This window comes from Neptunicoccus cionae (assembly GCF_002860325.1).
GTDB lineage: Bacteria > Pseudomonadota > Alphaproteobacteria > Rhodobacterales > Rhodobacteraceae > Amylibacter > Amylibacter lutimaris.
On sequence record NZ_PKOJ01000001.1, the window covers coordinates 1182239 to 1205087 of the forward strand.

The following is a 22849-nucleotide window of genomic DNA, read 5'->3' on the forward strand; positions in this document are numbered from 1 at the left end:
CAAGACCAATGAAGACGGACTGGAACCCTTCCCAGCCAAAATGTTAAAATAACGACACGCACGCGAAGATCGAACGCGCAGTTAGGAAGACGTATAAAATGGTAGAACTCACCCTTCCCAAGAATTCCCGAATGACTGTTGGCAAAACATGGCCAAAACCGGAAGGCGCCACCAATGTGCGGGCGTTCAAAATCTATCGCTTCGATCCGGAAACCGGAGAGAACCCGCGCGTTGATACCTATTACCTTGATATGGACACCTGCGGCCCGATGATTCTGGACGCGCTGATCAAGATCAAAAACGAGATCGACCCGACCCTGACCTTCCGTCGCTCCTGTCGTGAAGGGATTTGTGGATCCTGTGCAATGAACATTGACGGGATCAACACGCTGGCCTGTATCTATGGTCTGGACGAGGTAAAGGGCGAGGTCAAAATCTATCCGCTGCCCCACATGCCGGTTGTAAAGGATCTGATCCCCGATCTGACCCATTTCTATGCCCAGCACGCCAGCATCATGCCATGGCTGGAAACCAAGACCAACCGTCCCCAGAAGGAATGGCGCCAGTCCATCGAGGACCGCAAGAAACTTGACGGTTTGTATGAATGCGTGATGTGTGCCTCCTGCTCTGCATCCTGCCCGAGCTACTGGTGGAACGGCGACAAATACCTCGGGCCGGCAGCATTGCTGCACGCCTACCGCTGGATCATCGACAGCCGTGACGAAGCCACCGGAGAGCGTCTGGACGACCTGCACGATCCATTCAAGCTCTATCGCTGTCACACCATCATGAACTGTGCCCAGACCTGCCCGAAGGGTCTGAACCCTGCCAAAGCGATTGGCGAGATCAAAAAACTTATGGTCGAACGCACAATGTAACAGGGGAAGACACCCGTTACGGACCGGATTGAAAGGGCTGCTTCCCATATGGGGCAGCCCTTTTTTCATTTAATACAAAGGCTTGGTTGAGGGTGGTCAGGAAGGCGCAGAAAAAAGTTAAGCTGGCTGAAATTTTTTCTTGTCAAGACTCAATTTTGGCCCCATATGCGCGTTTAAGACGCCAACGCACGCGCCTCTGGCACGATGGTCTGACCGCACGGTTATGTAGCGACGGTAACGTCTCCTTTGGAAATGAGCGGCCATAGATGGCCGGTTCTAGTGGAGATGCATCATGAATGCTTTTGTCGCCGACTTCGCGGTCGCTAAACCTGTAACTGCCCCTTCTGTTCACCGACAATTGCGTCTGGAAACCTTCCTGCGCACCGCGCGGTTCGAGCGCCCGACCCTTGTTCTTGATATTGATCAGGTCGAAGCCCAGTATCACGCACTGGCCGCCGGTCTTGGCGATGCGCACATCCATTATGCTGTCAAAGCAAATCCGGCTGACGCTATTCTGGCGCGGCTGGTGCAGCTTGGATCCGGTTTTGACGCGGCTTCGCGGGCCGAGATCGAAATGTGTCTGTCCCACGGTGCAGACCCTGCGCGGATTTCCTTTGGCAACACAGTCAAGAAAGCCTCTGACATTGCTTTCGCCTATGGCGCGGGCATCAGCCTCTTCGCGGCCGATGCGGAAGAAGAGCTTGAAAAAATTGCAGAACATGCCCCCGGCGTGCAGGTATACATCCGTCTGATCGTGGACGCATCCGAGGCCGACTGGCCGCTGTCCCGCAAATTCGGCTGCGCCCGTGACAAGGCGCTGGCGCTGCTGGGCTATGCCCGTGATCTGGGGCTGGATCCAGTTGGGTTCTCTTTCCATGTTGGTTCTCAAACCCGTCGTGCAGAGATGTGGACCACTACACTCGACCAGATCGCAGGCATCTGGCACATGGCACGCGCGCAGGGGTTCGACCTGTCGTTGCTGAACATCGGTGGCGGTTTTCCAGCCTTTTACGGTGAAGAAATCGAAGCAGCGACCCCATATGCGGCCCGTGTGATGGACCTGATCCGTGCCCGTTTTGGCGCTGTACCCCGCCTGATGGCCGAACCGGGCCGTGGTCTGGTTGCTGCGGCTGGTATGATTGCCGCCGAAGTGCTGCTGGTATCGCGCAAATCCGACAGTGACATGCACCGCTGGGTTTACCTTGATATCGGTAAATTCTCCGGTCTGGCCGAAACCATGGACGAAGCGATCCGCTACCAGTTCCTGACCGACCGCGACAGCGAGGAAACAGGCCCCTGTATTCTGGCAGGGCCAAGCTGTGACAGTGCCGACGTATTGTACGAAAAACGCCCTGTGAACCTGCCGCTGGGTCTGAAATCCGGCGACCGTTTCATCATTCGCAACTGCGGCGCTTATACTTCAACCTATGCCAGCATCGGCTTTAACGGGTTTCCCCCACTGGACGTTGTGGTGATCTGATACACCGCAATCAAAGCGGGAAGATAAGCAGAACAGCGGCTTTCGGGCCGCTGTTTTTAGTTTGTCACAACACTTTGAAAAAAATCAACTTCTACTGAAACTCGTGACGCCGCAAGGCGACTGTGCGATCCGCAGTGTTCAAGTTTATTGATTTTTTGCCATTTTTGCTTCATGTTGGTTGATATTTTTTAAGGAGGATTAAGGCCATGCCAGCATATCCTGCCCAAAGAGGATATATTAGAAGCTTTGTCGATCTGGGTGTCGAAACCCGGGTCAACACCGAAACAGCATCCAACCAGCACGAAGCCAAGGTCACAACCCTGACCAACGGAAACACGATCGTCACGTGGGAATCCAACCTTCAGGATGGATCGGGACTGGGGGTGTTTGCCAAGCTTTTCTCAGCAGACGGTACTGAACTGACCGGTGATCTCGGGATGAATGTTACGACGTCGGGGGACCAGTCCGATCCACAAGTCGTAGCGCTCGATAACGGTCGGGCGATGGTGGTCTGGAGGGCGGGGGGAGACATCTGGTACCGGATTGTTGAAGAAGACGGCAGTTCACCGGTTGGGGAATTGCAACTCAACGAAACTGTGTCTGCATCGAATTTCAAGATCACAAAATTCGCATCCGACGATTTTATCGTTACGTGGGAGGCCAGTGATGCCTCGCTCGGCACAACAAGTGTCGGCGTTTACGCGCAACGGTTTATGTTTAACGGTATCAAGGAGTGGGAAGAATTCCGCGTCAATGACAAGACCGATGGCGGTCAGCGCAACGCGGATACGGCAGAGTTGAACAGCGGAACGGTCTTCACGGCGTTCCAGAGCCAGGGGCAGATTGGCACAGTCAGCGAACAAGGGATCTACCTCAGGAACTTTTCAAACACTTCAACTCCTGTGGGAAGCGACATCACTGTCGCGGATGAGGTGGGTATTCACGAAACCCGACCGCAGATTGTCGCTCTCAGCGGCGGCGGGTTTGTCGTAGCCTATTTCGCTGGTCAGGAAGTCTATGCCAAAACGTTTATCAACACAGGCGCGGAAGTTCCTTCAAGCTTGGCTCATATCTCCGAAGGTGTTGGCAGCCAGAACAATATGATATTTGATCTGGTGGCCCTGCCGGACAACCGCTACGTGGTGGTTTGGGTCAGTCCGGGCAGCTTTGGCAACGATCTGCATTACCGCGTACTGGAAGCTGACGGCAGTACGGTAAACACGGGACTGGTCCATTCCGTAACAGCCGGCACACAGAATTTTCCCGAAGTTCACGTTCTTCCACAAGGCGGCTTTGTGACCGCATTCACGACAGGTAATGGCACTGCGCTCGATATCGCGATTGTTCGCCATGCCGAAGATGGCACACCGGTCGGCCCGCCGTCTCAGGTGGAATATCCGGTCAATACCACCACCGGAAATGCTCAGTTGGACCCCAAGATCGCCGTTAGCGATGACGGCGATGTAATTGTTACCTGGCAGTCCAATTTTCAGGACGGATCCGGCAATGGCGTCTATATGCAGCGGCTTGATGTATCCACAATCGGCACCGCTGGAAACGACCGGATGGAGGGCACCAAAGCCGGAGATTTTCTGGGCGGGTGGACCGGCAAGGATGTCATCAGTGGCGGAAAGGGCGCTGACACGCTGGAAGGCGGCAGCGGTCGGGACACCGTATTCGGCGAGGGCGGTGACGATTTTATTGATGGCGGGCTTTCCGATGACGCGCTTTTCGGAGGTGCTGGCAGGGACCAGATGTTCGGTGTTCTGGGGGATGATCGCCTTGAAGGTGGCAGTGGCGCAGACAGCATGTGGGGAGAGGAAGGTTCTGACGCGTTGTTCGGCGGAGGAGGGAGCGATTATCTGGGCGGTGGCAAGGGCAAAGATACACTGACGGGCAACGGAGGCGGCGATACACTTGACGGCAACGGCGGAAGCGACTCTCTGAGCGGCGGTGGCGGGGCAGACCTTCTTTCCGGTGGCGGCGGGCGTGACAGCCTTTCAGGCGGTTCTGGCGTTGATCTGCTCAGGGGTGGCGGCGGTCGGGATGTTCTGGATGGTGGGAGCGGTAATGATACGATGAGCGGCCAGAACGGAAACGATCACTTCGTCTTTATGGAGGGATCCGGCGATGACGTGATCACCGATTTCAACGCCCTTGCGCGCGAGAAGCTGCGACTTGATGAGGACCTCTGGTCCGGCAGTAAGACCAAAAAAGAGGTGATCGATGATCACGCGGCGGTCGTTGGAACGGACGTGGTCTTCACGTTTGGATCGGATACTTTGACGTTACAAGGCGTTACTGATTTGAACGCACTGGTAGATGACATCCAGTTTGTCTGACCGCAGCTTCTAAGAACACCAAGCTGACGTTAGGGCGCTTTCGGTTTTTCTTTCTTCACAGACAGCTTGCTTTTAGGCTGCTGTGAAGCGGGAGGAATTTTATGGGCGAAACCTATCAGACGGATGTGATCGTGATTGGCAGCGGGCTGGCCGGACTGGTCGCTGCCTCTCAAGCGGCGGCGCGCGGGCGCAAGGTGCTGGTGCTGGATCAGGAAGGCGCGCAATCCATCGGGGGGCAGGCCTTTTGGTCCCTTGGCGGATTGTTTATGGTTGATACACCCGAACAGCGCCGGATGAAGATCCGCGACAGCCGCGATCTGGCGGAACAGGACTGGTACGGCTCTGCCCGGTTTGACCGACCGGAGGATGCTAACCCCGAAGCTTTCGCCCAAGCTTATCTGGATTTCGCAGCTGGCGAGATGCGCCCGTGGCTTTACAGTCTGGGAATGCGCTGGTTTCCCGTTGTCGGCTGGGCCGAGCGTGGCGGCGGACAGGCTGACGGGCATGGCAATTCTGTGCCCCGGTTCCATCTTACGTGGGGAACCGGACCCGGCGTTGTGGCGCCGTTCGAAAACGCCTGTCTTGCGGCCCAGAGCAGGGGGCAAATCACTTTTGGCTTCCGGCACCGTGTCAGCGGCATTGACCTGAAGGCGAAAACGCTGAACGGCGAGATTCTGGAACCGACAGACGCGCCCCGAGGCGTGTCCACATCGCGCAAGGTTGTGGGCGATTTCACAGCCCGTGCCGAGAGCATCGTCATAACAAGTGGTGGAATCGGCGGCGACCACGACGCCGTGCGCCGGTACTGGCCTCAGGACAGGCTTGGCCCGCCGCCGCAGAAAATGGTGGCCGGTGTGCCCGATTATGTGGACGGGCAGATGCAACGGCTGGCCGAAGAAGCCGGAGCAGGCCTGATCAATGGTGACCGGATGTGGCACTATTGCGAGGGCGTGCAGAATTGGGATCCGATCTGGCCCAATCATGGCATTCGTATCCTTCCAGGCCCGTCTTCCATGTGGTTTGACGCGCTGGGGCAGCGTATGGAGGCGCCTTTTTTACCAGGGTTTGACACGCTTGGCACGCTGAAACGGATCCTGTCCACCGGTCATGAACACAGCTGGTTTATCCTGACCCAGAAGATCATCGAAAAAGAATTCGCGTTATCCGGTTCAGAGCAAAATCCCGATTTTACCTCCGGGCGGTGGCGGGAAGTCCTGAAGTCCCGCCTTGGCAAGGGGGCTACAGCGCCGGTTGAAGCCTTCAAGGAACATGGTGCGGATTTTGTCGTGCGGGATTCACTGGAAGACCTGATCGACGGTATGAACGCGCTGACCCCTGATGTGCCGCTGGACGGGCGCAAAATCCGCAGACAGATCGAAGCGCGGGATCGCGAGATAGCGAATAAATTCAGCAAGGATGCGCAGATAACAGCGATCCACGGCGCGCGGGGGTATCTTGGGGATAAACTGATCCGGACGGCAAAGCCGCACCGGATCCTTGACCCGGAAGCCGGTCCGCTGATTGCAGTTCGGTTGAACGTTTTGACCCGCAAGTCGCTGGGGGGGCTGCACACCAACCTGAAGTCGCAGGTGCTGGACGGGCAGGGACAGGTGATCGACGGGATTTACGCCGCAGGAGAGGTGTGCGGCTTTGGCGGGGGCGGATATCACGGGTATAACGCTCTGGAAGGAACGTTTCTGGGGGGCTGTATCTTTTCAGGTAAACTGGCTGGTGAAAATGCCTGAGTGCCTTCGTGAGAATTTGTAAGCCATTGAAGCTAAATGGATAACCGGATTAACATACTGCATGTATGAAGCTTCTTAAATGAAGCTTCTATAAACAAGCTTCTTATATGAAGCTTCATAAATACAGGGTGATCGGGATCGGAGCGGACGCACCAGTTATTACCTTGACCAAGCCAAAGACAAGCCTGACGCTCTGCCACAAGTCGGATATTTAAAGGTTTCAGGTAAAAGTCCGGCCCGGTTTCGGGTCCACGTAGCGGCGCAAACGGTCCGCTGCATTGCGGGCAAATTTCAGCACCATCTTCTTGCGCCGCGCCGCCGCCAGTTTGGTTTCGGGGGCGGGGCGGATGATCTCGGCGTCATAGGCGTCTGCGATGATCAGGCCGGTCTCCTGAGGCAACAGTTCAATGGGGAAATCCGGAGGCACCGCCCAGAAAAACCGATCGCACCACTCCAGATAACCCTGCCATTTGCTGTCCGCCATAAAATCCGCACGGCTCGATTTACACTCGATTACCCAAAGCTCTGATTTCGGCCCCAAGGCCATAAGGTCCACCCGCAAACCGGACACCGGCACGAATTCCTCAATGCACAAGAAATCATGCTGGCGCAGGTGGCGGGCTGTGCCGCGGGCGATCAACTGACCGGCCTGAAGAGGGGGGAGCGATTCCATTGCGCCAGTATGAACAATACGTGAACATTTCGTCAAGAGGGCGCGGAATTGCCGCCTGCCGGTTTATTTTCCGATGGCCCTTGTCCCCCCGCTGCGGAAGACCTAGGTTGTGTGGAGGCGGGTTCTGCCCTTCTCGTGCTGAAGATCTATTCCAGTGGCCGATAAGTTTCTTGAGGGAGCTGGCTCTGTGACTGACCCTGGTCTATCGCACCCGGTGCCCACCTGTTTTGTACAGGCTCTCGGGAATACCCATCCTTCCACGGTTGTGCCGCCCTGCGGTCTAGTGGGCCCGCCGCTTTTTCCCTTCCGGTTTTCGTTTTTGGTGCAGACGTGCGCCTTCGGCGAGAGTATTTCGGGAACATTGAAACGAGGGGCCAATGGATATTTCACAGATCAAGGCAAAGGCGCGTAAAGCGGCCTTCGCGGCGCGGGCGAACGTCCATAACACCGGACTTGATGACGCCGCGAACCGGAACTTGCTGGATGAAATCGCCCGCTATCCCGAAGCGGGTGTTGTTTCCGCCTACATGGCCATGCGCACGGAAATTGATCCGGCGGCTGCGATGAACGCCTTGTTCGAACAGGGGAAGCGGATATGTGTGCCGGTGATCGAAGGTCCGGACAGGCCGCTGGTGTTCGTGGAATGGACGCCGGATGCAAAAATGGTGGACGGCACATTCGGGGCTAAAGTACCGGCGGACGGAGATCGTCTGCTGCCCGATCTGGTAATCTCTCCGCTGCTGACGTTTGATTCCCGCGGCTACCGACTCGGTTATGGAGGCGGCTTTTATGATCGTACGTTCGAGGCGCTTCGTAATGAAAAACCAGTAATCGGGATCGGTTTCGCCTATAGTGCCCAGCACGTCAGCGAAGTGCCTGTCGAGCCGACAGATTACCGGCTCGATGCCATTGTAACAGAGTCCGAAGTGCTGCGTTTTTAATTTGCACTTACGGTGTACTGGCAGTATCGCATAGCCTTATGAAACTACTCTTTTTAGGCGATGTTATGGGCCGTGCGGGACGCCGGGCCGTATTGGAACGGCTGGCGGGTCTGCGGTCCGACTGGAAACTGGATTTCGTTGTGGTAAACGGCGAGAATGCAACCAGCGGGGCAGGGCTGAACGCCGCCCATGCCCGTGCGCTTCTGGATGCAGGGGCAGATTGCCTGACCCTTGGGGATCATGCTTTCGACCAGAAGGAAATGCTGTCCTTCATCGAACAGGAACCCCGCATCATCCGCCCCCTGAACTATGCAACACAGGCACCTGGTAAAGGCGCAAGGCTGTTTACGGCGCAGAACGGGCGAAAGGTTTTCGTGGCGCAGGCGCTTGGTCAGGTGTTCATGAAGAAACCCTTTGCCGACCCGTTTTCCGCACTGGATCAGGCGCTGAAGACTGCGCCGCGGGGCGGGATGGCCGATGCGGTGATTGTGGATTTCCACGCCGAAGCCACCTCGGAAAAGATGGGCATGGGTCACTGGCTCGACGGTCGGGCCTCTCTGGTGGTGGGGACACATACACATGTGCCAACCTCCGATACGATGATCCTGCCCAAAGGCACTGCCTTTCAATCCGATGCGGGTATGTGTGGCGATTATCATTCGGTGATCGGGATGGAGAAAACCGAACCCCTGCGCCGGTTTGTGACGGGAATGGTCAAGGAGCGCTTCACCCCTGCCAATGACGAAGCGACCCTGTCCGGCGTCTATGTCGAAACGGATGATCGTACCGGTGCTGCCACCAAAGTATGCCAGATTCGCGTAGGCGGAACCCTGTCCCAGTCCGTGCCTGTCTGATCGGCGGCATTTGTCCGTTGCCCAAAGAACAGGCTTGAGCGGATTGCCCCCTTCGGTCACACTGCTTTGCAGCAGTTTAAAGGCTTAACATATGCTAGAAGAATTCATCCCGCAGGCCTGGCACGCATGGCTTTCGTTGGGGGTTGTCGTGGTCATGTTCATCCTCTTCGTGCGGGAAACCTATCCCACTGAAGTGGTTGCCATTGGTGGTGTTGCTTTCCTGTTGCTTACCGGGGCACTTCCCTACGCGACAGCCATAGAGGTTTTCTCAAACCCGGCCCCCTGGACTATTGCGGCGATGTTTATTCTGTCCGGTGCGTTGGTGCGGACGGGTGCGCTTTACAGCCTGTCAAATTGGGTCACAACGGTGGGGGCCACCCGGCCTAAAACCGTATTGGCCGGACTTGGCGTCTTCACGGTGCTTGCCAGTGCGTTCATGAACAACACCCCCGTGGTGGTTGTGCTGATACCCGTCGCTTTGCAGATGGCGCGAATGATGAAGGTGAAAGCTTCCAAACTTCTCATTCCGCTAAGCTACATGGCAATTTTTGGCGGGATGCTGACACTGATCGGTACTTCGACCAACCTGTTGGTTGACGGCGTGGCACGGGCCAACGGGCTTGCGCCGTTTTCCCTGTTCGAAGTTACTCCGATGGCGGTCATCCTTGCGATCTATGGTGCGATTTATCTGTGCATCATGGCCCCCCGCCTGCTGCCCGAACGTGAAACGATGGCCGAGATGTTGCGGGACAAGACCAACATGAAGTTCATCACGGAAGTGGTTGTTCCCGAGGAGAGCGCACTCATCGGGGAGAACCCGCTACAGGTGGATGCCTTCAAACGGGACGGGGGGCGCGTGATCGACGTGCTGCGCAATGACAATACCCTGCGCTTCCAGTTTCCCGACGTGACTCTGGAGGCTGGGGACCGCGTTGTGCTGCGCACGCGTATAACCGAACTTCTCGGCCTGAAGGAAAACAAGGAAGTGATCCTTGCTGACAAGGTTTCCCACCGCGAAACCACCACCGTAGAGGCGCTGATTACACCGGGATGCCGGATGATCGGGCGGCGGTTGTCCTCTTTGAACCTGCGGCGCCGCTTCGGGGTTTACCCGATGGCGGTGCACCGGCGGAACCAGAACCTTGGCCGCGAGGTGGGGAATATTGTAGTGGAAGTTGGCGATACCATCCTGCTGGAAGGCGCCCCGAATGACATCCAGCGTCTGGCACAGGAGATGGAGCTGGTGGATCTGGCGATGCCCGAAGCGCGGCCTTTCCGCCGTGCTTATGCGCCCATCGTGATCCTCATGCTTGCCGGTGTGGTGATCCTCTCTGCCCTTGGTGTTGCCCCGATCTTTGCGCTGTCCGTTGTCGCGGTTGCTGTTGTTCTGATGCTGCGCTGCATTGATGCGGACGAGGCCTTCGGCTCGATTGACGGCCGTTTGCTGGCGCTGATCTTTGCCATGCTCGGGATCGGGTCAGCCTTGCAGGAATCCGGCGCAGTGGCGCTGCTGGCAAACGGGGTTGCCCCGATGCTGCACGGTCTTCCCCCATTCTTTGTAATCTGGGCCATATACCTGCTCACCTCGGTCCTGACCGAACTGGTCAGCAACAATGCGGTGGCCGTAGTGGTGACGCCGATTGCAATTGCACTGGCTACAGTGCTCGGGATTGATCCGCGTCCGCTGGTGATTGCTGTCATGGTCGCGGCGAGCGCATCCTTTGCCACGCCGATCGGCTATCAGACGAATACACTGGTCTACGGGCCGGGGGGCTATTCCTTTACCGACTTCCTTAAAATCGGTGTGCCGCTGAATATTACGGTCGGTCTGCTCGCCAGTGCGCTCATTCCGCTGTTCTGGGAACTGTAGGGGCGAACCCGTCAAAGCGGCCAGAACACCAGGATTGCAGGAATGCTGACCGCAACGATCAGGATTTCCAGCGGCAGGCCCGTGCGCCAGTAATCCCCGAAGCGATAGCCGCCGGGGCCGAGGATCAGGGTGTTGTTCTTATGTCCGATCGGTGTGAGGAAGGCACAAGAGGCCGCCACCGCAACGGCCATCAGAAACGGGTCGGGGCTGACCCCGAGACTTTCGGCCATTTTGATCCCCACAGGGGCGGCCACGATCGTCGTTGCCGTGTTGTTCAGCACATCCGACAGGGTCATGGTTACAACCATCAGGACGGTCAGAATGACCCAGGCGGGCATGCCTTCGGTCAGCCCGATCAGGGAATTGGCAATCAGTTCCGTGCCGCCCGAGGTTTCCAGCGCAACCCCCAGCGGAATCATGGAGCCGAGCAGCACCACAACGGGCCATTCGATATGGGTGTAAACCTCGCTGATCGGCACGATCCGTGTCAGGGTGAACAGGGCGACCACCACGCCAAGCGCAACGGGCAGGTAGACCAGCCCGAAGGAGGCTGCCACAACTGCGGCCGCGAATATCCCGATGGCGAGCCAGGTCTTTTCATCCTGCGTCACCTGCAGACCCCGTTCCACCAGTGGCAGGCAGCCCAGCCAGTCCACTACATGATTGTGGGTTTCTTTCGGGGTCAGCAACAACAGGATATCACCGGGCTGGATGATGGTGCGGCGCACCTGACTGCGGATCGGTTTACCGTTGCGCGAAATCCCCATCAAAATGGTGTTCTGCCGCCAGTTCAAACCGATCGCCAACGACGACTTCCCCGCGATCCGGCTGTGTTCGGTGACAACAACTTCGCTCAGCGCCAGTCCCTCACCGGCGGCTTTGACCTTCTCCTGACGGCGTTCCTGATCAAAATCCAACTTCGCCGCACTGCGGAATTCGTCCAGCGCTTCGGGCCGCGCCTCTAACACCAGCGCGTCGCCTGCCAGCAGTTTGCGGTAGCGCGCGTTGCCGTAAAGCCGCCGTCCTTCGCGGATCACACCGATGATGGCGATGTCTGCTTTTTCGGCTTCTTCGGACAGATCAAACGGGGTTTTCCCAATCAGATCACTGTCGGCTGGCACGGTCAGTTCTGCAATGTAGTTGGCATTGTCGAGCAGTTTTTCCACAGGAGAGTCTACCTCCACCTGCGGGATCAAGCGCCAACCGATGGTCGAAACGAAAAGCAGCCCGCTGATCGCGGCCACCAGACCGACAGGCGCAAAGTCGAACATCCGAAAGGCCTCTCCCAGCGAATCCTCGCGGATGGTGGCGATGATAATGTTGGGCGGCGTGCCGATCATTGTCACCATGCCCCCGAGAATGGTTGCGAAGGAGAGAGGCATCAGGGACAGACCCGCCGCTCTCTTGGCTTTTTTCGCGGTTTGCAGATCGACCGGCATCAAAAGGGCAAGGGCTGCAACATTGTTCATGAATGCGGACAGAACCGCCCCCACGCTGCCCATGATCGCTATATGCGCGCCGAGCCCGCGGGAGCTGTCCACCAGCGCGCGCGTGATCAACCCCACCGCGCCGGAATTGACCAGCCCTGCTGAGACGATCAGCACCAGTGCCACCACCAGCGTCGCCGGATGGCCAAAGCCGGAAAATGCTTCGCTGGCGGGAACCACCCCGATCAGCACCCCCACCAGAAGGGCGCCGAAAGCGACAAGATCATAACGGTAGCGGCCCCAAAGCAGCAGCCCGAAAACACAGATGAAGATGACGAAAAGCAGGATTTGATCAGTGGTCATACCCAAGACTTAGTCCCCGATCGCCCGCCGGTCATCCTCTATCGTTCCATTTTCCACAAATATCCCCGCGCGGAGCGCAAACCTGTCACTTCAGCAAAAGCACCGGCAGCGCAGAGAGAACCAGCAGCAAAGCCATAAATATATTAAACGCCCGCAACCAGCGGGGCCGGTTCAGGATGCGGCGGATCTGCTGGCCCATGACGGTCCATGTGCTGACACAGGGCAGGTTTATGATGCCAAAAACCAGACCAACCATCACTATAGAGCCCACAGTACGTTCCGGCGCATAAGCCGTAATTGCGGTCAGCGCCATGGACCACGCCTTGGGATTGACCCACTGGAACAGTGCAGCCTGCAGGAATGTCATCGGAATGCCGCCGGACTCTCCTGCACTTGGCGGCGCAGCATTGGCGATTTTCCACGCCAGCCACGTCAGGTAAACAATACTGAAGATTTTCAGAAGCGTATAGGACAGCGGAAACAGGTCAAACAGCCCGATCAGCCCCAGCCCGACCAAAAGGATCATAACGGTAAACCCGATGCCGATCCCCAACATATGGGGAATGGAACGGGTGAACCCGAAATTCGCCCCCGAAGCCATCAACATCAGGTTGTTGGGCCCGGGGGTGATCGAGGAAACAAAGGCAAAACCGGCCAGAGCGGGGAGAAGCGTATAGTCCATATGGCGCTTTATTGCCCGAATGCGCGGGAAGGGAAACAGGCTTTCGCAGTAACGCCGGTTGTAGCGCTCCTATACAGGGAACATGCGGCTTTCGAGGCGCTTGCCCCCTTGCGGGCAAGCATTTATAGACAGCCCAAAGGAACATTACACGCCGGAGGAAACATGGCAGGCCATTCCAAATGGGCAAACATCCAGCACCGCAAGGGACGTCAGGACGCTGTGCGCTCCAAGCTGTTTTCAAAGCTGGCAAAAGAGATCACTGTTGCGGCCAAGATGGGCGATCCCGATCCCGAGAAAAACCCGCGCCTGCGGCTGGCCGTGAAAGAGGCCAAAGCCAAATCCGTGCCTAAGGACGTGATTGAGCGGGCCATTAACAAAGCGTCGGCGCAAGACGGCGAGAATTACGAGGAAATCCGCTATGAGGGCTATGGCCCTGCTGGTGTCGCCGTAATTGTCGAAGCCATGACCGATAACAAGAACCGGACAGCCTCCACCGTGCGGTCCACATTCACGAAATCCGGCGGCAATCTGGCCGAAACAGGTGCCGTTTCCTTTATGTTCGAGCGCAAGGGGCTGGTGGCCTATCCTGCTTCGGTCGGGGATGCGGACACAGTATTTGAAGCTGCTATCGAAGCCGGTGCCGAAGATGTGGAAAGCACAGAGGACGGACACGAGATCTACTGCGAGTTCACGGATCTCAACGAAGTCAGCAACGCGCTTGAAGAAAAGCTCGGGGAATCTGAATCCTCCAAACTAATCTGGAAGCCGACCACCACGACAGAACTGGATCTGGAAGGCGCAGAAAAACTGATGCGTCTGATTTCCGCGCTGGAAGACGATGATGACGTTCAGACTGTAACAGCAAACTTCGAAATCTCCGACGAGATTATGGAGCAGCTGTAAGGCTTCGAGTATTTTCGGAACATTGAAGCAGGGCCGTGGGACACTCCGCGGCCCTTTTTTGTGGGGAACCATCCAGAGCCTGCGATTCGATGGCTAACAATATTTCCGGTTGTCCGCGTTTTCTTTCCATTAATTTTAACGATAACGTAAAATCAGCGACGTTGCGTCAGCCCTCTCCCTTTTTGCTTTATCCGGCATTCGCCTGTTATTTGAGCAGAAAATAAGGCGATTTATAGGATTTTCGGGCAGATTGCCGCATGTACTCGGGTCCGAATCCTGTTATCCAAATTTGGTGATGTATAAATGTGCGCCGGTTTTGCCCGTTCGGGGCGGAGGCCCGGTCGCAACGCTTGAACAAAGGAGGTTTGTCATGCGCATCGGAACTCCCAAAGAGATTTTCGAAAACGAAGCCAGAGTGGCAATGACGCCGGACTCTGCACGCCAGTTGCAAAAGCTTGGCTATGAATGTGTCATCGAGACGGGGGCGGGCGAAAAAGCACGTTTCTCTGACGAGGATTACAAAGAAGCCGGTGTGGAAGTGGTGAAAACCGCTGCAGCCCTGTATAAATCGGCTGATATTATCGCCAAGGTTCGGCCTCCTGAAGAGATCGAGATAAAACGTCTGCGCAAGGGCCAGACGCTGATTTCCTTCTTCTATCCGGGCCAGAACGCCGAACTGATGGACGCGGCAAATAAAAAAGGCGCCCATGTTATTGCGATGGATATGGTTCCCCGTATCTCGCGGGCGCAAAAGATGGATGCCCTGTCTTCTATGGCCAATATCGCGGGTTACCGCGCAGTTATGGAAGCCGGCAACAACTTTGGACGCTTCTTTACCGGGCAGGTGACGGCTGCGGGTAAGGTACCTCCTGCCAAAGTTCTGGTTGTGGGCGCCGGTGTAGCCGGTCTGGCTGCAATTGGTGCGGCAACATCGCTGGGCGCACAGGTATACGCCTTTGACGTGCGCCCCGAAGTGGCAGAGCAGATTGAATCCATGGGTGCCGAGTTTGTGTACCTTGAATTCGAGGAAGATGCCAAGGATGGCGCTGAAACCGGTGGCTATGCTGCCCCTTCCAGCCCCGAGTTCCGCGAGGCACAGCTTGCAAAATTCCGCGAACTGGCACCGGAGATGGATATTGTCATCACCACCGCGCTCATTCCGGGCCGTGATGCGCCCAAACTGTGGACTGCCGATATGGTGGCCATGCAAAAGGCGGGTTCCGTTGTGGTTGACCTCGCGGCAGAGCGGGGCGGCAACTGTGACCTGACAGTTCCGGATGAGAAAATCGTGTCGGAAAACGGTGTTACAATCGTGGGGTACACCGATTTCCCGTCGCGCATGGCGGCACAATCCTCGACCCTATATGCGACCAACATTCGCCATATGATGACCGACCTCACACCGGAGAAAGACGGTGTGGTCAATCACAACATGGAAGATGATGTGATCCGCGGGGCAACCGCGACCTTTGAAGGAGAGATCACTTTCCCGCCGCCGCCACCCAAGGTGAAGGCGATTGCGGCACAAAAGCCCAAAGCCGAAGTCAAGGAACTGACAGCAGAAGAGAAAAAGGCTGCAGAAGCTGCCGCTTTCCGCACAGAGACCCGCAATCAGGTCACACTGCTTGCCATTGGCGGGGCCTTGATCCTCGGGGTTGGTCTGGTGGCACCTGCCAGCTTTATGCAGCACTTTATCGTGTTTGTTCTGGCCGTCTTTGTCGGCTTTCAGGTCATCTGGGGGGTCGCGCACAGCCTGCATACCCCGTTGATGGCTGTCACGAACGCGATCTCGTCGATCATTATTCTGGGGGCGTTGATGCAGATCGGATCGGGGAGTTTCCTTGTGATCCTGCTGGCGGCACTCTCGGTCTTTATGGCCGGTATTAACATCTTTGGCGGCTTCATGGTGACACGGCGGATGCTCGCCATGTTCCAGAAATCGTAATCGGAGGAAGGTACTATGGAATTCGGATTTACCACCGCCGCTTACGTTGTTGCGGCTGTTCTCTTCATCCTGTCACTGGGCGGATTGTCCGGTCAGGAAAGCGCGAAACGCGCTGTCTGGTATGGTATTGCAGGGATGGCGCTAGCCGTTTTTGCGACGCTTGTCGGTCCCGGTTCGGGGCTGTGGCTGCTGTCGCTGGTGTTGATCGCCGGTGGCGGTGTGATTGGCTGGCAGCTGGCCAATCGCGTGCAAATGACGCAAATGCCCGAACTGGTTGCCGCGATGCACTCTCTTGTGGGCCTTGCAGCGGTGTTCGTTGGCTTTAATGCCCATATCGAGCTTGGCAACGTGCTGGCGATGGATGACACCGCCAAGAAAAGCCTTGAAGGCTTTGCAGCCTTGCTGGCCAAAAAGGATGCGCTTGAGATTTCGATCCTTCGGGTTGAAGTGTTTCTTGGCATCTTTATCGGTGCGGTGACGTTCACAGGTTCTGTTATTGCCTATGGCAAACTGGCGGGTCGTGTGGGCAGTGCAGCGACGAAACTGCCGGGCGGTCATATGCTGAACGCAGGGGCGGCGCTGCTGTCTCTGATCTGTCTGGTCTGGTACTTCAACACAGGTGGCTTCCTGCCTTTGGGCATCATGACGCTGGCCGCACTGTTTATCGGCTATCACCTGATCATGGGGATCGGCGGCGCGGATATGCCGGTGGTTGTCTCCATGCTGAACAGCTATTCCGGCTGGGCAGCGGCGGCGATCGGTTTCAGCCTTGGCAACGATCTTCTGATCGTGGTCGGTGCGCTGGTCGGTTCCTCTGGTGCGATCTTGTCTTACATCATGTGTAAGGCGATGAACCGGTCTTTCATCAGCGTAATCCTTGGGGGCTTTGGCGGCCCTGCCGGAGAACAAATGGCTGTCGAGGGCGAACAAATCGCAACCGATGCGGCAACTGTGGCGGCGCAACTGGATGACGCGGACTCTGTGATCATCGTGCCGGGCTACGGTATGGCAGTGGCGCAAGCCCAGCAGGCCGTGTCCGAACTGACCAACCGTCTGCGGGCCAAAGGCAAGAACGTGCGGTTCGGTATCCACCCTGTTGCGGGGCGTCTGCCCGGCCACATGAACGTGCTGTTGGCCGAGGCGAAGGTGCCTTACGATATTGTGCTGGAGATGGACGAGATCAATGACGATTTCCCCGAAACGGATGTGGTTATGATCATCGGCTCCAATGACATCGTGAACCCTGCGGCGCAGGAAGATCCGAACTCTCCTATCGCGGGGATGCCGGTTCTGGAGGTCTGGAAAGCCAAAAATGTCATCGTGTCCAAACGCGGGCAGGGGACCGGCTATTCCGGCATCGAAAATCCGCTGTTCTTTAAAGAGAACACACGGATGCTGTACGGCGATGCCAAGGACAGTGTGAACCAGCTTCTGGCGAATATTTCCTAACTGGCCGGTGGCGGGTGAAAGCCCGCCCCGCGCAAATCAGAACGCCTGCGGATTTCGATCTGCAGGCGTTTTTATATGGGGTAGGGGTGTTTGGGGCAGGTGTGCTACTGCTCGGGGAAGATGTCGTCCCATGTGGTTTCCAGCACCGCTATGACAAGCCATGCGACCATACCGCCGATCGCCATTCCAATCAGAAAATTCATGTCTCAGCCCTTGGTTAAATCAGGTTGTTTTCAATTCCATTCGGGCGTTCAGAAATGAGGGAGAAATGTGTCAGGAATGAGGCTGCTTTGCGCAGCACATAGGGGCGCGCCTGCCACTTTGCGTGACATTTAAGCTGCGGTTGGCGTGTTTTTCGGGGAAAAAAGAGCACCGGCAGTGTGGTGCAAGCGGGACAGTTCCCTGCAGGCACCCGCCCGTTCCCGGGCGGATGTGAAGCATTTCAGGCCGGATCAGGCTGCTTTTTCAGCAGTTTGCCCGCGCAGCCATTCCAGTACAGTTTCAGGCTTGGAGACGTCGTAAGGATCGTCAGCCGCGTTATCGCAACGTCCGTCCTCTTCAAACCAACCGTCAACGACACCGTCGCGAACCACAGCAGCATAGCGCCAGGAGCGGTGCCCAAAGCCCAGATTGTCCTTGTTCACGAGCATGCCGATCTGACGTGTGAAGTGGCCGGAACCGTCTGGGATCATGCCGATGTTTTTCAAGCCCAGCGCTTTGCCCCATTGGTACATCACAAAGGCGTCGTTTACGGACACGCAATAGATGGTGTCGATGCCCAGTTCTGCAAATTCTGTAGCCAGTTCGTCATAGGACGGAAGCTGGCGGGTGGAGCATGTGGGCGTGAACGCACCGGGGAGGCCTATCAGAAGGCAGTTCTTGCCCGCAAACAGATCTGAAGTGGTCTGATCCTGCCAGCGGAAGGGGTTTTCACCGCCGATGGATTCATCGCGGACGCGGATGTGAAAAGTGACTTCGGGGAGTTTCGAACCTAATTTCATGGGTCTTGCTTTCTTCTAGTGAATCAGTGCGAAACGGCTTTTACCGTGGCTGCCGACAAGAGCCAATTGCCCAGAACACCTTTGTTGGGGGTGCGTCTTTTTGCGCTCCCGACGGACGTAGTTTCAATCTCTTACAGATTTTTATTGATTGACCAGTCAATATAAAACCTTCAATTTGAGACGGTAACAAAACTGAGTCTTTTATGCCCAAAGTTGGAATGGAACCGGTCCGCCGTCAGGCGTTGATTGATGCGACGATTGCCGAGATCGGGCAGGCGGGTTCACTCAGTGTGACGGTTAGTCAGATTGCCAAACGGGCTGGCATGTCGAGCGGTCTTGCGCACCATTATTTTGGAAGCAAAGAGCAGATTTTCGTGGCTGCCATGCGCCATATCCTGCGCTCCTACGGGGATCATATCCGCTCTGAACTGCAGCTTGTCGAAGGTCCGAAAGAACGGCTGGACGCGATTATCGCGGTCAGCTTCCATCCCCTGAATTTTGCCGAGGAAGTGGTTTCGGCATGGCTCAATTTTTACGTTTATGCCCGTACGGTACCCGAAGCCAAAAGGCTGTTGGAAGTGTACGGGAGGCGGTTGCATTCCAATCTGGTTTATAACCTGTCGCAGCTTATGGACAGTTCGCGGGCCAACCATGTCGCACAAGGGCTGGCGGCGATGATTGACGGTTTTTACATCCGCCACGCCTTGCAGGAAAAGGCTCCGGCCCGCGTCGAGGTGATGGCGATGGTTGACGAATACCTGCGTCAGCAACTCAAACACAGTGCAAATACGGGGCTTTCATGACCAAACCGAACATTTTGATCTTTATGGTCGACCAGTTGAACGGGACATTGTTTCCCGACGGACCAGCGGACTGGCTACACGCGCCGAACCTCAAAAAACTGGCGGCACGCTCCACACGGTTTAAAAACGCTTACACTGCATCGCCGCTCTGCGCACCGGGGCGGGCGTCTTTTATGTCCGGCCAACTGCCAAGCCGAACCCGTGTTTATGATAATGCGGCAGAGTTTGCCTCTGACATTCCAACCTATGCCCACCACCTGCGCCGCGCAGGCTATCAGACCTGTCTGTCGGGCAAGATGCATTTCGTCGGGCCGGACCAGATGCACGGGTTCGAGGAGCGTCTGACCACAGATATTTATCCTGCGGATTTCGGCTGGACCCCCGATTACCGCAAACCCGGGGAACGGATCGACTGGTGGTATCACAACATGGGGTCGGTCACAGGGGCGGGTGTGGCCGAAATTTCCAACCAGATGGAATATGACGATGAGGTCGCCTATAACGCGACCCGCAAGGTCTACGATCTGGCAAGGGGCAAGGACGATCGCCCGTGGTGCCTGACCGTCAGCTTTACCCATCCCCATGATCCCTACGTTGCCCGCAAGAAATACTGGGATCTGTATGAGGATTGCGAACATCTGCTGCCCACAGTTCCGGCGATGGATTACGAAGATCACGACAACCATTCCAAACGGATTTTTGACGCCAACGACTGGCGCAGTTTCGACATCAAAGAGGAAGACATCAAACGCTCCCGCCGCGCCTATTTCGCCAACATCTCCTACCTTGATGACAAGATCGGAGAGGTGATGGAGGCACTGGAAGGCACTAGGCAGGAGGCGATTATCCTGTTCGTATCCGACCACGGCGATATGCTGGGGGAGCGGGGCCTGTGGTTCAAGATGAGCTTTTTTGAAGGCGCCTCCCGCGTGCCCCTGATGATCAGCGCACCGCAGATGGAGCCGGGGCTTGTGCGCGATCCGGTCAGCAATATCGACGTGGCCCCGACACTGGCAGCGCTCGCCGGTGTGTCGATGGAAGAGGTCGCACCCTGGACCGAAGGCGAGAGCCTTGTGTATCTGGGGCAGGGCGGCGAACGCACCGCCCCTGTCGCGATGGAATACGCCGCAGAGGCGTCCTATGCGCCGCTTGTCTCCCTGCGTTATGGCAAATGGAAATACAACCGCTGCGCCCCTGACCCCGAACAGTTGTTCGATCTGGAAAACGATCCCCACGAGCTGACCAATCTGGCGGGGGATGCCGCACATCAGGGTACGCTCAATTCGCTGCGGGCCAAATCCGAAGCCCGCTGGGATCTGGCGGCCTTTGACGCACAGGTCCGCGAAAGTCAGGCCCGTCGCTGGGTCGTCTACGAGGCGCTGCGCAACGGGGACTATTACCCGTGGGATTACCAGCCGCTGCAAAAAGCCTCCGAACGGTACATGCGCAACCATATGGACCTGAACACGGTCGAAGACATCGCCCGCTACCCGCGGGGCGAATAACACCAGTACCGCAGCGCAGGTCCGCAACTGCCTGTGGCACTGTCCAAACAAAAGGCGAAAGCTATGAACGCAGATTACATTATCATCGGTGCCGGTTCTGCCGGCTGCGCTATGGCCTATCGTCTGTCCGAAGACGGCAAACACAAGGTATTGGTGGTGGAATATGGTGGCACCGACTGGGGACCGTTTATCCAGATGCCCGGAGCGCTCAGTTATCCGATGAACATGTCCCGTTACGACTGGGGCTACCAGTCCGAACCCGAGCCCCACCTTGGCGGCCGCAGGCTGGCGGCCCCTCGGGGCAAGGTGATCGGGGGGTCGTCCTCTATCAACGGGATGGTCTATGTGCGGGGGCACGCACGGGACTATGACACATGGGCCGAGCAGGGCGCGCAAGGCTGGTCCGGCGCGGATGTGATGCCCTATTTCAAGCGTCAGGAAAACTGGGACCCCTCCGGCCACGGTGGCGACCCTGAAGTGCGCGGCACAAACGGACCGTTGCATGTCCAGCGGGGCAGTCGCGAAAACCCCCTGAACCGCGCTTTTGTCGAGGCGGGGCGGCAGGCCGGTTATCCGGTGACAGAGGATTACAACGGCATCCAGCAAGAGGGCTTTGGCCCGATGGACCAGACGGTCCACAAGGGGCAACGCTGGTCCGCGGCCAATGCCTATCTGAAACCGGCCCTAAAGCGCCCGAACGTCGAACTGGTCAACGGGCACGCCAACCGCGTGGTGATAGAACAGGGCCGCGCGGTCGGGGTGGAAATTACTCAGGGCGGCAAGGTCACGACCCTGCGGGCCAACCGCGAAGTTATCATTGCCGCCTCGGCCTTTAATTCGCCCGCGCTCCTGATGCGCTCGGGGATCGGGCCGGCGGCGCATCTGCGGGAACACGGTATTGACGTTGTGGCCGACCGCGCCGGTGTGGGCCAGAACCTGATGGACCACCTGGAACTATATATTCAGGTCAAAAGCCTGCAACCTGTCACCCTGTTCAAATACTGGAACCTGATCGGCAAGGGCTATGTCGGGGCGAAATGGTTGCTGACCGGCAAGGGGCCGGGGGCGTCCAACCAGTTTGAATCTGCTGCCTTTATCCGGTCCCGCGCAGGGATCGAATATCCCGACATCCAGTATCACTTTCTGCCGATGGCTGTGCGGTATGACGGCAAAGCCGCCGCAGAAGGCCACGGCTTTCAGGCCCATGTGGGGCCGATGCGCTCTACCTCCCGCGGGGCGGTGACGCTCGGCAGTGCCGATCCCGCGACACCGCCGAAAATCCTGTTCAATTACATGAGCAAGGATCAGGACTGGGAAGATTTCCGCACCTGCATCCGCCTGACCCGCGAGATTTTCGCTCAGGACGCTTTCAAGCCTTTCAACGGCGGCGAAATCCAGCCCGGTGCGGCAGTGCAGTCGGATGACGAACTCAACGGGTTTATCAGGGAGCACGTAGAAAGCGCCTATCATCCCTGTGGCACCTGCAAGATGGGGGCGGCGGACGATCCGATGGCTGTTGTCGATCCCGAATGCCGTGTGATCGGCGTGGACGGCCTGCGCGTGGCCGACAGTTCCATCTTCCCGAGCATCCCGAACGGCAATCTGAACGCGCCCTCCATCATGGTTGGTGAAAAAGCCAGCGATCACATCCTGGGCCGCACCCCGCTGCCGGCTTCCAATCAGCAACCGTGGATTCACCCGGACTGGCAGAACAGCCAACGCTGACGGGGCGGGGGCGCTGACAGGGGAAGGGGCGCTGGCAGCAGCGCCTCTGATACGGTCTGAAACAGGGCGAAATTCCCAAGTTGCAGAACAATCCGGATTTACCGAATTTTTTCGCGCCTTAGGGCTTGCATGCCCCTGCCGAGATCGGTAATACCCCGCCTTACGGACAGGTGGCCGAGTGGTCGAAGGCGCACGCCTGGAAAGTGTGTAGGCGGGGAACCGTCTCCAGGGTTCGAATCCCTGTCTGTCCGCCACCCACCCCT

General features: G+C 57.2%; 17 protein-coding genes and 1 tRNA gene. 14 read left to right on the forward strand and 4 right to left on the reverse strand.

Annotation, left to right across the window (positions count from 1 at the left end; translation table 11 throughout):
• Window positions 1-98: 98 nt before the first annotated feature.
• The 4 genes from C0U40_RS05725 (at window position 99) to C0U40_RS05740 (ending at window position 6445) form a co-directional block, all read left to right on the forward strand.
• Window positions 99-878 (forward strand): succinate dehydrogenase iron-sulfur subunit, encoded by a 780-nt coding sequence (locus tag C0U40_RS05725; RefSeq protein WP_101654720.1) that lies wholly within the window; start codon window positions 99-101, stop codon window positions 876-878.
• Between the two features lie 292 nt (window positions 879-1170).
• A complete protein-coding gene (locus C0U40_RS05730; RefSeq protein WP_101654721.1) occupies window positions 1171-2358 on the forward strand; it encodes a type III PLP-dependent enzyme in 1188 nt (395 codons plus the stop codon).
• Window positions 2359-2564: 206 nt separating this feature from the next.
• Window positions 2565-4700 (forward strand): calcium-binding protein, encoded by a 2136-nt coding sequence (locus tag C0U40_RS05735; RefSeq protein WP_101654722.1) that lies wholly within the window; start codon window positions 2565-2567, stop codon window positions 4698-4700.
• Window positions 4701-4801: 101 nt separating this feature from the next.
• The gene (locus C0U40_RS05740) at window positions 4802-6445 is read left to right on the forward strand and encodes an FAD-binding dehydrogenase (protein WP_101654723.1); all 1644 of its coding nucleotides are present in this window, start codon (window positions 4802-4804) and stop codon (window positions 6443-6445) included.
• Between the two features lie 220 nt (window positions 6446-6665).
• On the opposite strand, the gene C0U40_RS05745 is transcribed toward C0U40_RS05740, so the two are convergent.
• Entirely contained in the window at window positions 6666-7118 is a 453-nt protein-coding gene (locus C0U40_RS05745) for an MmcB family DNA repair protein (protein ID WP_101654724.1), read from the reverse strand.
• 377 nt (window positions 7119-7495) lie between these two features.
• Between C0U40_RS05745 and C0U40_RS05750 the strand changes: the two genes are divergently transcribed.
• The 3 genes from C0U40_RS05750 (at window position 7496) to C0U40_RS05760 (ending at window position 10783) form a co-directional block, all read left to right on the forward strand.
• A complete protein-coding gene (locus C0U40_RS05750; RefSeq protein ID WP_101654725.1) occupies window positions 7496-8059 on the forward strand; it encodes a 5-formyltetrahydrofolate cyclo-ligase in 564 nt (187 codons plus the stop codon).
• Window positions 8060-8097: 38 nt separating this feature from the next.
• Window positions 8098-8913: a TIGR00282 family metallophosphoesterase gene (locus C0U40_RS05755; RefSeq protein ID WP_101654726.1), complete on the forward strand. Its 816-nt coding sequence runs from the start codon at window positions 8098-8100 to the stop codon at window positions 8911-8913.
• Between the two features lie 91 nt (window positions 8914-9004).
• Entirely contained in the window at window positions 9005-10783 is a 1779-nt protein-coding gene (locus tag C0U40_RS05760) for an SLC13 family permease (protein ID WP_286134798.1), read from the forward strand.
• Between the two features lie 11 nt (window positions 10784-10794).
• Here C0U40_RS05760 and C0U40_RS05765 read toward each other — a convergent pair whose 3' ends face one another.
• Both C0U40_RS05765 and C0U40_RS05770 read right to left on the reverse strand, forming a co-directional pair.
• Window positions 10795-12573 (reverse strand): SLC13 family permease, encoded by a 1779-nt coding sequence (locus C0U40_RS05765; RefSeq protein WP_101654727.1) that lies wholly within the window; start codon window positions 12571-12573, stop codon window positions 10795-10797.
• An 85-nt stretch (window positions 12574-12658) separates the two neighbouring features.
• Window positions 12659-13255, reverse strand: a complete 597-nt coding sequence (locus tag C0U40_RS05770; RefSeq protein WP_101654728.1) for a LysE family translocator — start codon at window positions 13253-13255, stop codon at window positions 12659-12661.
• A 162-nt stretch (window positions 13256-13417) separates the two neighbouring features.
• Between C0U40_RS05770 and C0U40_RS05775 the strand changes: the two genes are divergently transcribed.
• The 3 genes from C0U40_RS05775 to C0U40_RS05785 all read left to right on the forward strand — a co-directional run bounded on the left by C0U40_RS05775 (window position 13418) and on the right by C0U40_RS05785 (window position 17552).
• Window positions 13418-14158, forward strand: a complete 741-nt coding sequence (locus C0U40_RS05775) for a YebC/PmpR family DNA-binding transcriptional regulator (protein WP_101654729.1) — start codon at window positions 13418-13420, stop codon at window positions 14156-14158.
• Window positions 14159-14528: 370 nt separating this feature from the next.
• Window positions 14529-16103 carry a Re/Si-specific NAD(P)(+) transhydrogenase subunit alpha gene (locus tag C0U40_RS05780; RefSeq protein WP_101654730.1) on the forward strand — a complete coding sequence of 525 codons (1575 nt, stop codon included), beginning with the start codon at window positions 14529-14531 and terminating at the stop codon, window positions 16101-16103.
• A 15-nt stretch (window positions 16104-16118) separates the two neighbouring features.
• On the forward strand, window positions 16119-17552 hold the full coding sequence (locus C0U40_RS05785) for an NAD(P)(+) transhydrogenase (Re/Si-specific) subunit beta (protein WP_101654731.1): 1434 nt from the start codon (window positions 16119-16121) through the stop codon (window positions 17550-17552).
• Between the two features lie 452 nt (window positions 17553-18004).
• On the opposite strand, the gene C0U40_RS05790 is transcribed toward C0U40_RS05785, so the two are convergent.
• Window positions 18005-18553 carry a peroxiredoxin gene (locus tag C0U40_RS05790; RefSeq protein ID WP_101654732.1) on the reverse strand — a complete coding sequence of 183 codons (549 nt, stop codon included), beginning with the start codon at window positions 18551-18553 and terminating at the stop codon, window positions 18005-18007.
• A gap of 203 nt (window positions 18554-18756) precedes the next feature.
• On the opposite strand from C0U40_RS05790, the gene betI reads away from it, so the two are divergent.
• From betI to C0U40_RS05810, 4 genes are all read left to right on the forward strand, one after another.
• Window positions 18757-19356, forward strand: a complete 600-nt coding sequence (betI, locus tag C0U40_RS05795) for a transcriptional regulator BetI (protein ID WP_101654733.1) — start codon at window positions 18757-18759, stop codon at window positions 19354-19356.
• Complete coding sequence (betC, locus tag C0U40_RS05800; RefSeq protein ID WP_101654734.1) at window positions 19353-20861, forward strand: choline-sulfatase; 1509 nt, start codon at window positions 19353-19355, stop codon at window positions 20859-20861. Before betI ends, betC begins: the two co-directional genes overlap by 4 nt.
• Before the next feature lie 63 nt (window positions 20862-20924).
• Complete coding sequence (betA, locus tag C0U40_RS05805; RefSeq protein ID WP_101654735.1) at window positions 20925-22586, forward strand: choline dehydrogenase; 1662 nt, start codon at window positions 20925-20927, stop codon at window positions 22584-22586.
• A gap of 164 nt (window positions 22587-22750) precedes the next feature.
• Window positions 22751-22840 (forward strand) — tRNA-Ser (locus C0U40_RS05810).
• Window positions 22841-22849: the final 9 nt, after the last annotated feature.

Bases quoted from the DNA above. Each gene is read 5' to 3' on its own strand.
- C0U40_RS05725 (WP_101654720.1), top strand. From the start codon at position 99: ATGGTAGAACTCACCCTTCCCAAGAATTCCCGAATGACTGTTGGCAAA.
- C0U40_RS05730 (WP_101654721.1), top strand. From the start codon at position 1,171: ATGAATGCTTTTGTCGCCGACTTCGCGGTCGCTAAACCTGTAACTGCC.
- C0U40_RS05735 (WP_101654722.1), top strand. From the start codon at position 2,565: ATGCCAGCATATCCTGCCCAAAGAGGATATATTAGAAGCTTTGTCGAT.
- C0U40_RS05740 (WP_101654723.1), top strand. From the start codon at position 4,802: ATGGGCGAAACCTATCAGACGGATGTGATCGTGATTGGCAGCGGGCTG.
- C0U40_RS05745 (WP_101654724.1), bottom strand. From the start codon at position 7,118: ATGGAATCGCTCCCCCCTCTTCAGGCCGGTCAGTTGATCGCCCGCGGC.
- C0U40_RS05750 (WP_101654725.1), top strand. From the start codon at position 7,496: ATGGATATTTCACAGATCAAGGCAAAGGCGCGTAAAGCGGCCTTCGCG.
- C0U40_RS05755 (WP_101654726.1), top strand. From the start codon at position 8,098: ATGAAACTACTCTTTTTAGGCGATGTTATGGGCCGTGCGGGACGCCGG.
- C0U40_RS05760 (WP_286134798.1), top strand. From the start codon at position 9,005: ATGCTAGAAGAATTCATCCCGCAGGCCTGGCACGCATGGCTTTCGTTG.
- C0U40_RS05765 (WP_101654727.1), bottom strand. From the start codon at position 12,573: ATGACCACTGATCAAATCCTGCTTTTCGTCATCTTCATCTGTGTTTTC.
- C0U40_RS05770 (WP_101654728.1), bottom strand. From the start codon at position 13,255: ATGGACTATACGCTTCTCCCCGCTCTGGCCGGTTTTGCCTTTGTTTCC.
- C0U40_RS05775 (WP_101654729.1), top strand. From the start codon at position 13,418: ATGGCAGGCCATTCCAAATGGGCAAACATCCAGCACCGCAAGGGACGT.
- C0U40_RS05780 (WP_101654730.1), top strand. From the start codon at position 14,529: ATGCGCATCGGAACTCCCAAAGAGATTTTCGAAAACGAAGCCAGAGTG.
- C0U40_RS05785 (WP_101654731.1), top strand. From the start codon at position 16,119: ATGGAATTCGGATTTACCACCGCCGCTTACGTTGTTGCGGCTGTTCTC.
- C0U40_RS05790 (WP_101654732.1), bottom strand. From the start codon at position 18,553: ATGAAATTAGGTTCGAAACTCCCCGAAGTCACTTTTCACATCCGCGTC.
- betI (WP_101654733.1), top strand. From the start codon at position 18,757: ATGCCCAAAGTTGGAATGGAACCGGTCCGCCGTCAGGCGTTGATTGAT.
- betC (WP_101654734.1), top strand. From the start codon at position 19,353: ATGACCAAACCGAACATTTTGATCTTTATGGTCGACCAGTTGAACGGG.
- betA (WP_101654735.1), top strand. From the start codon at position 20,925: ATGAACGCAGATTACATTATCATCGGTGCCGGTTCTGCCGGCTGCGCT.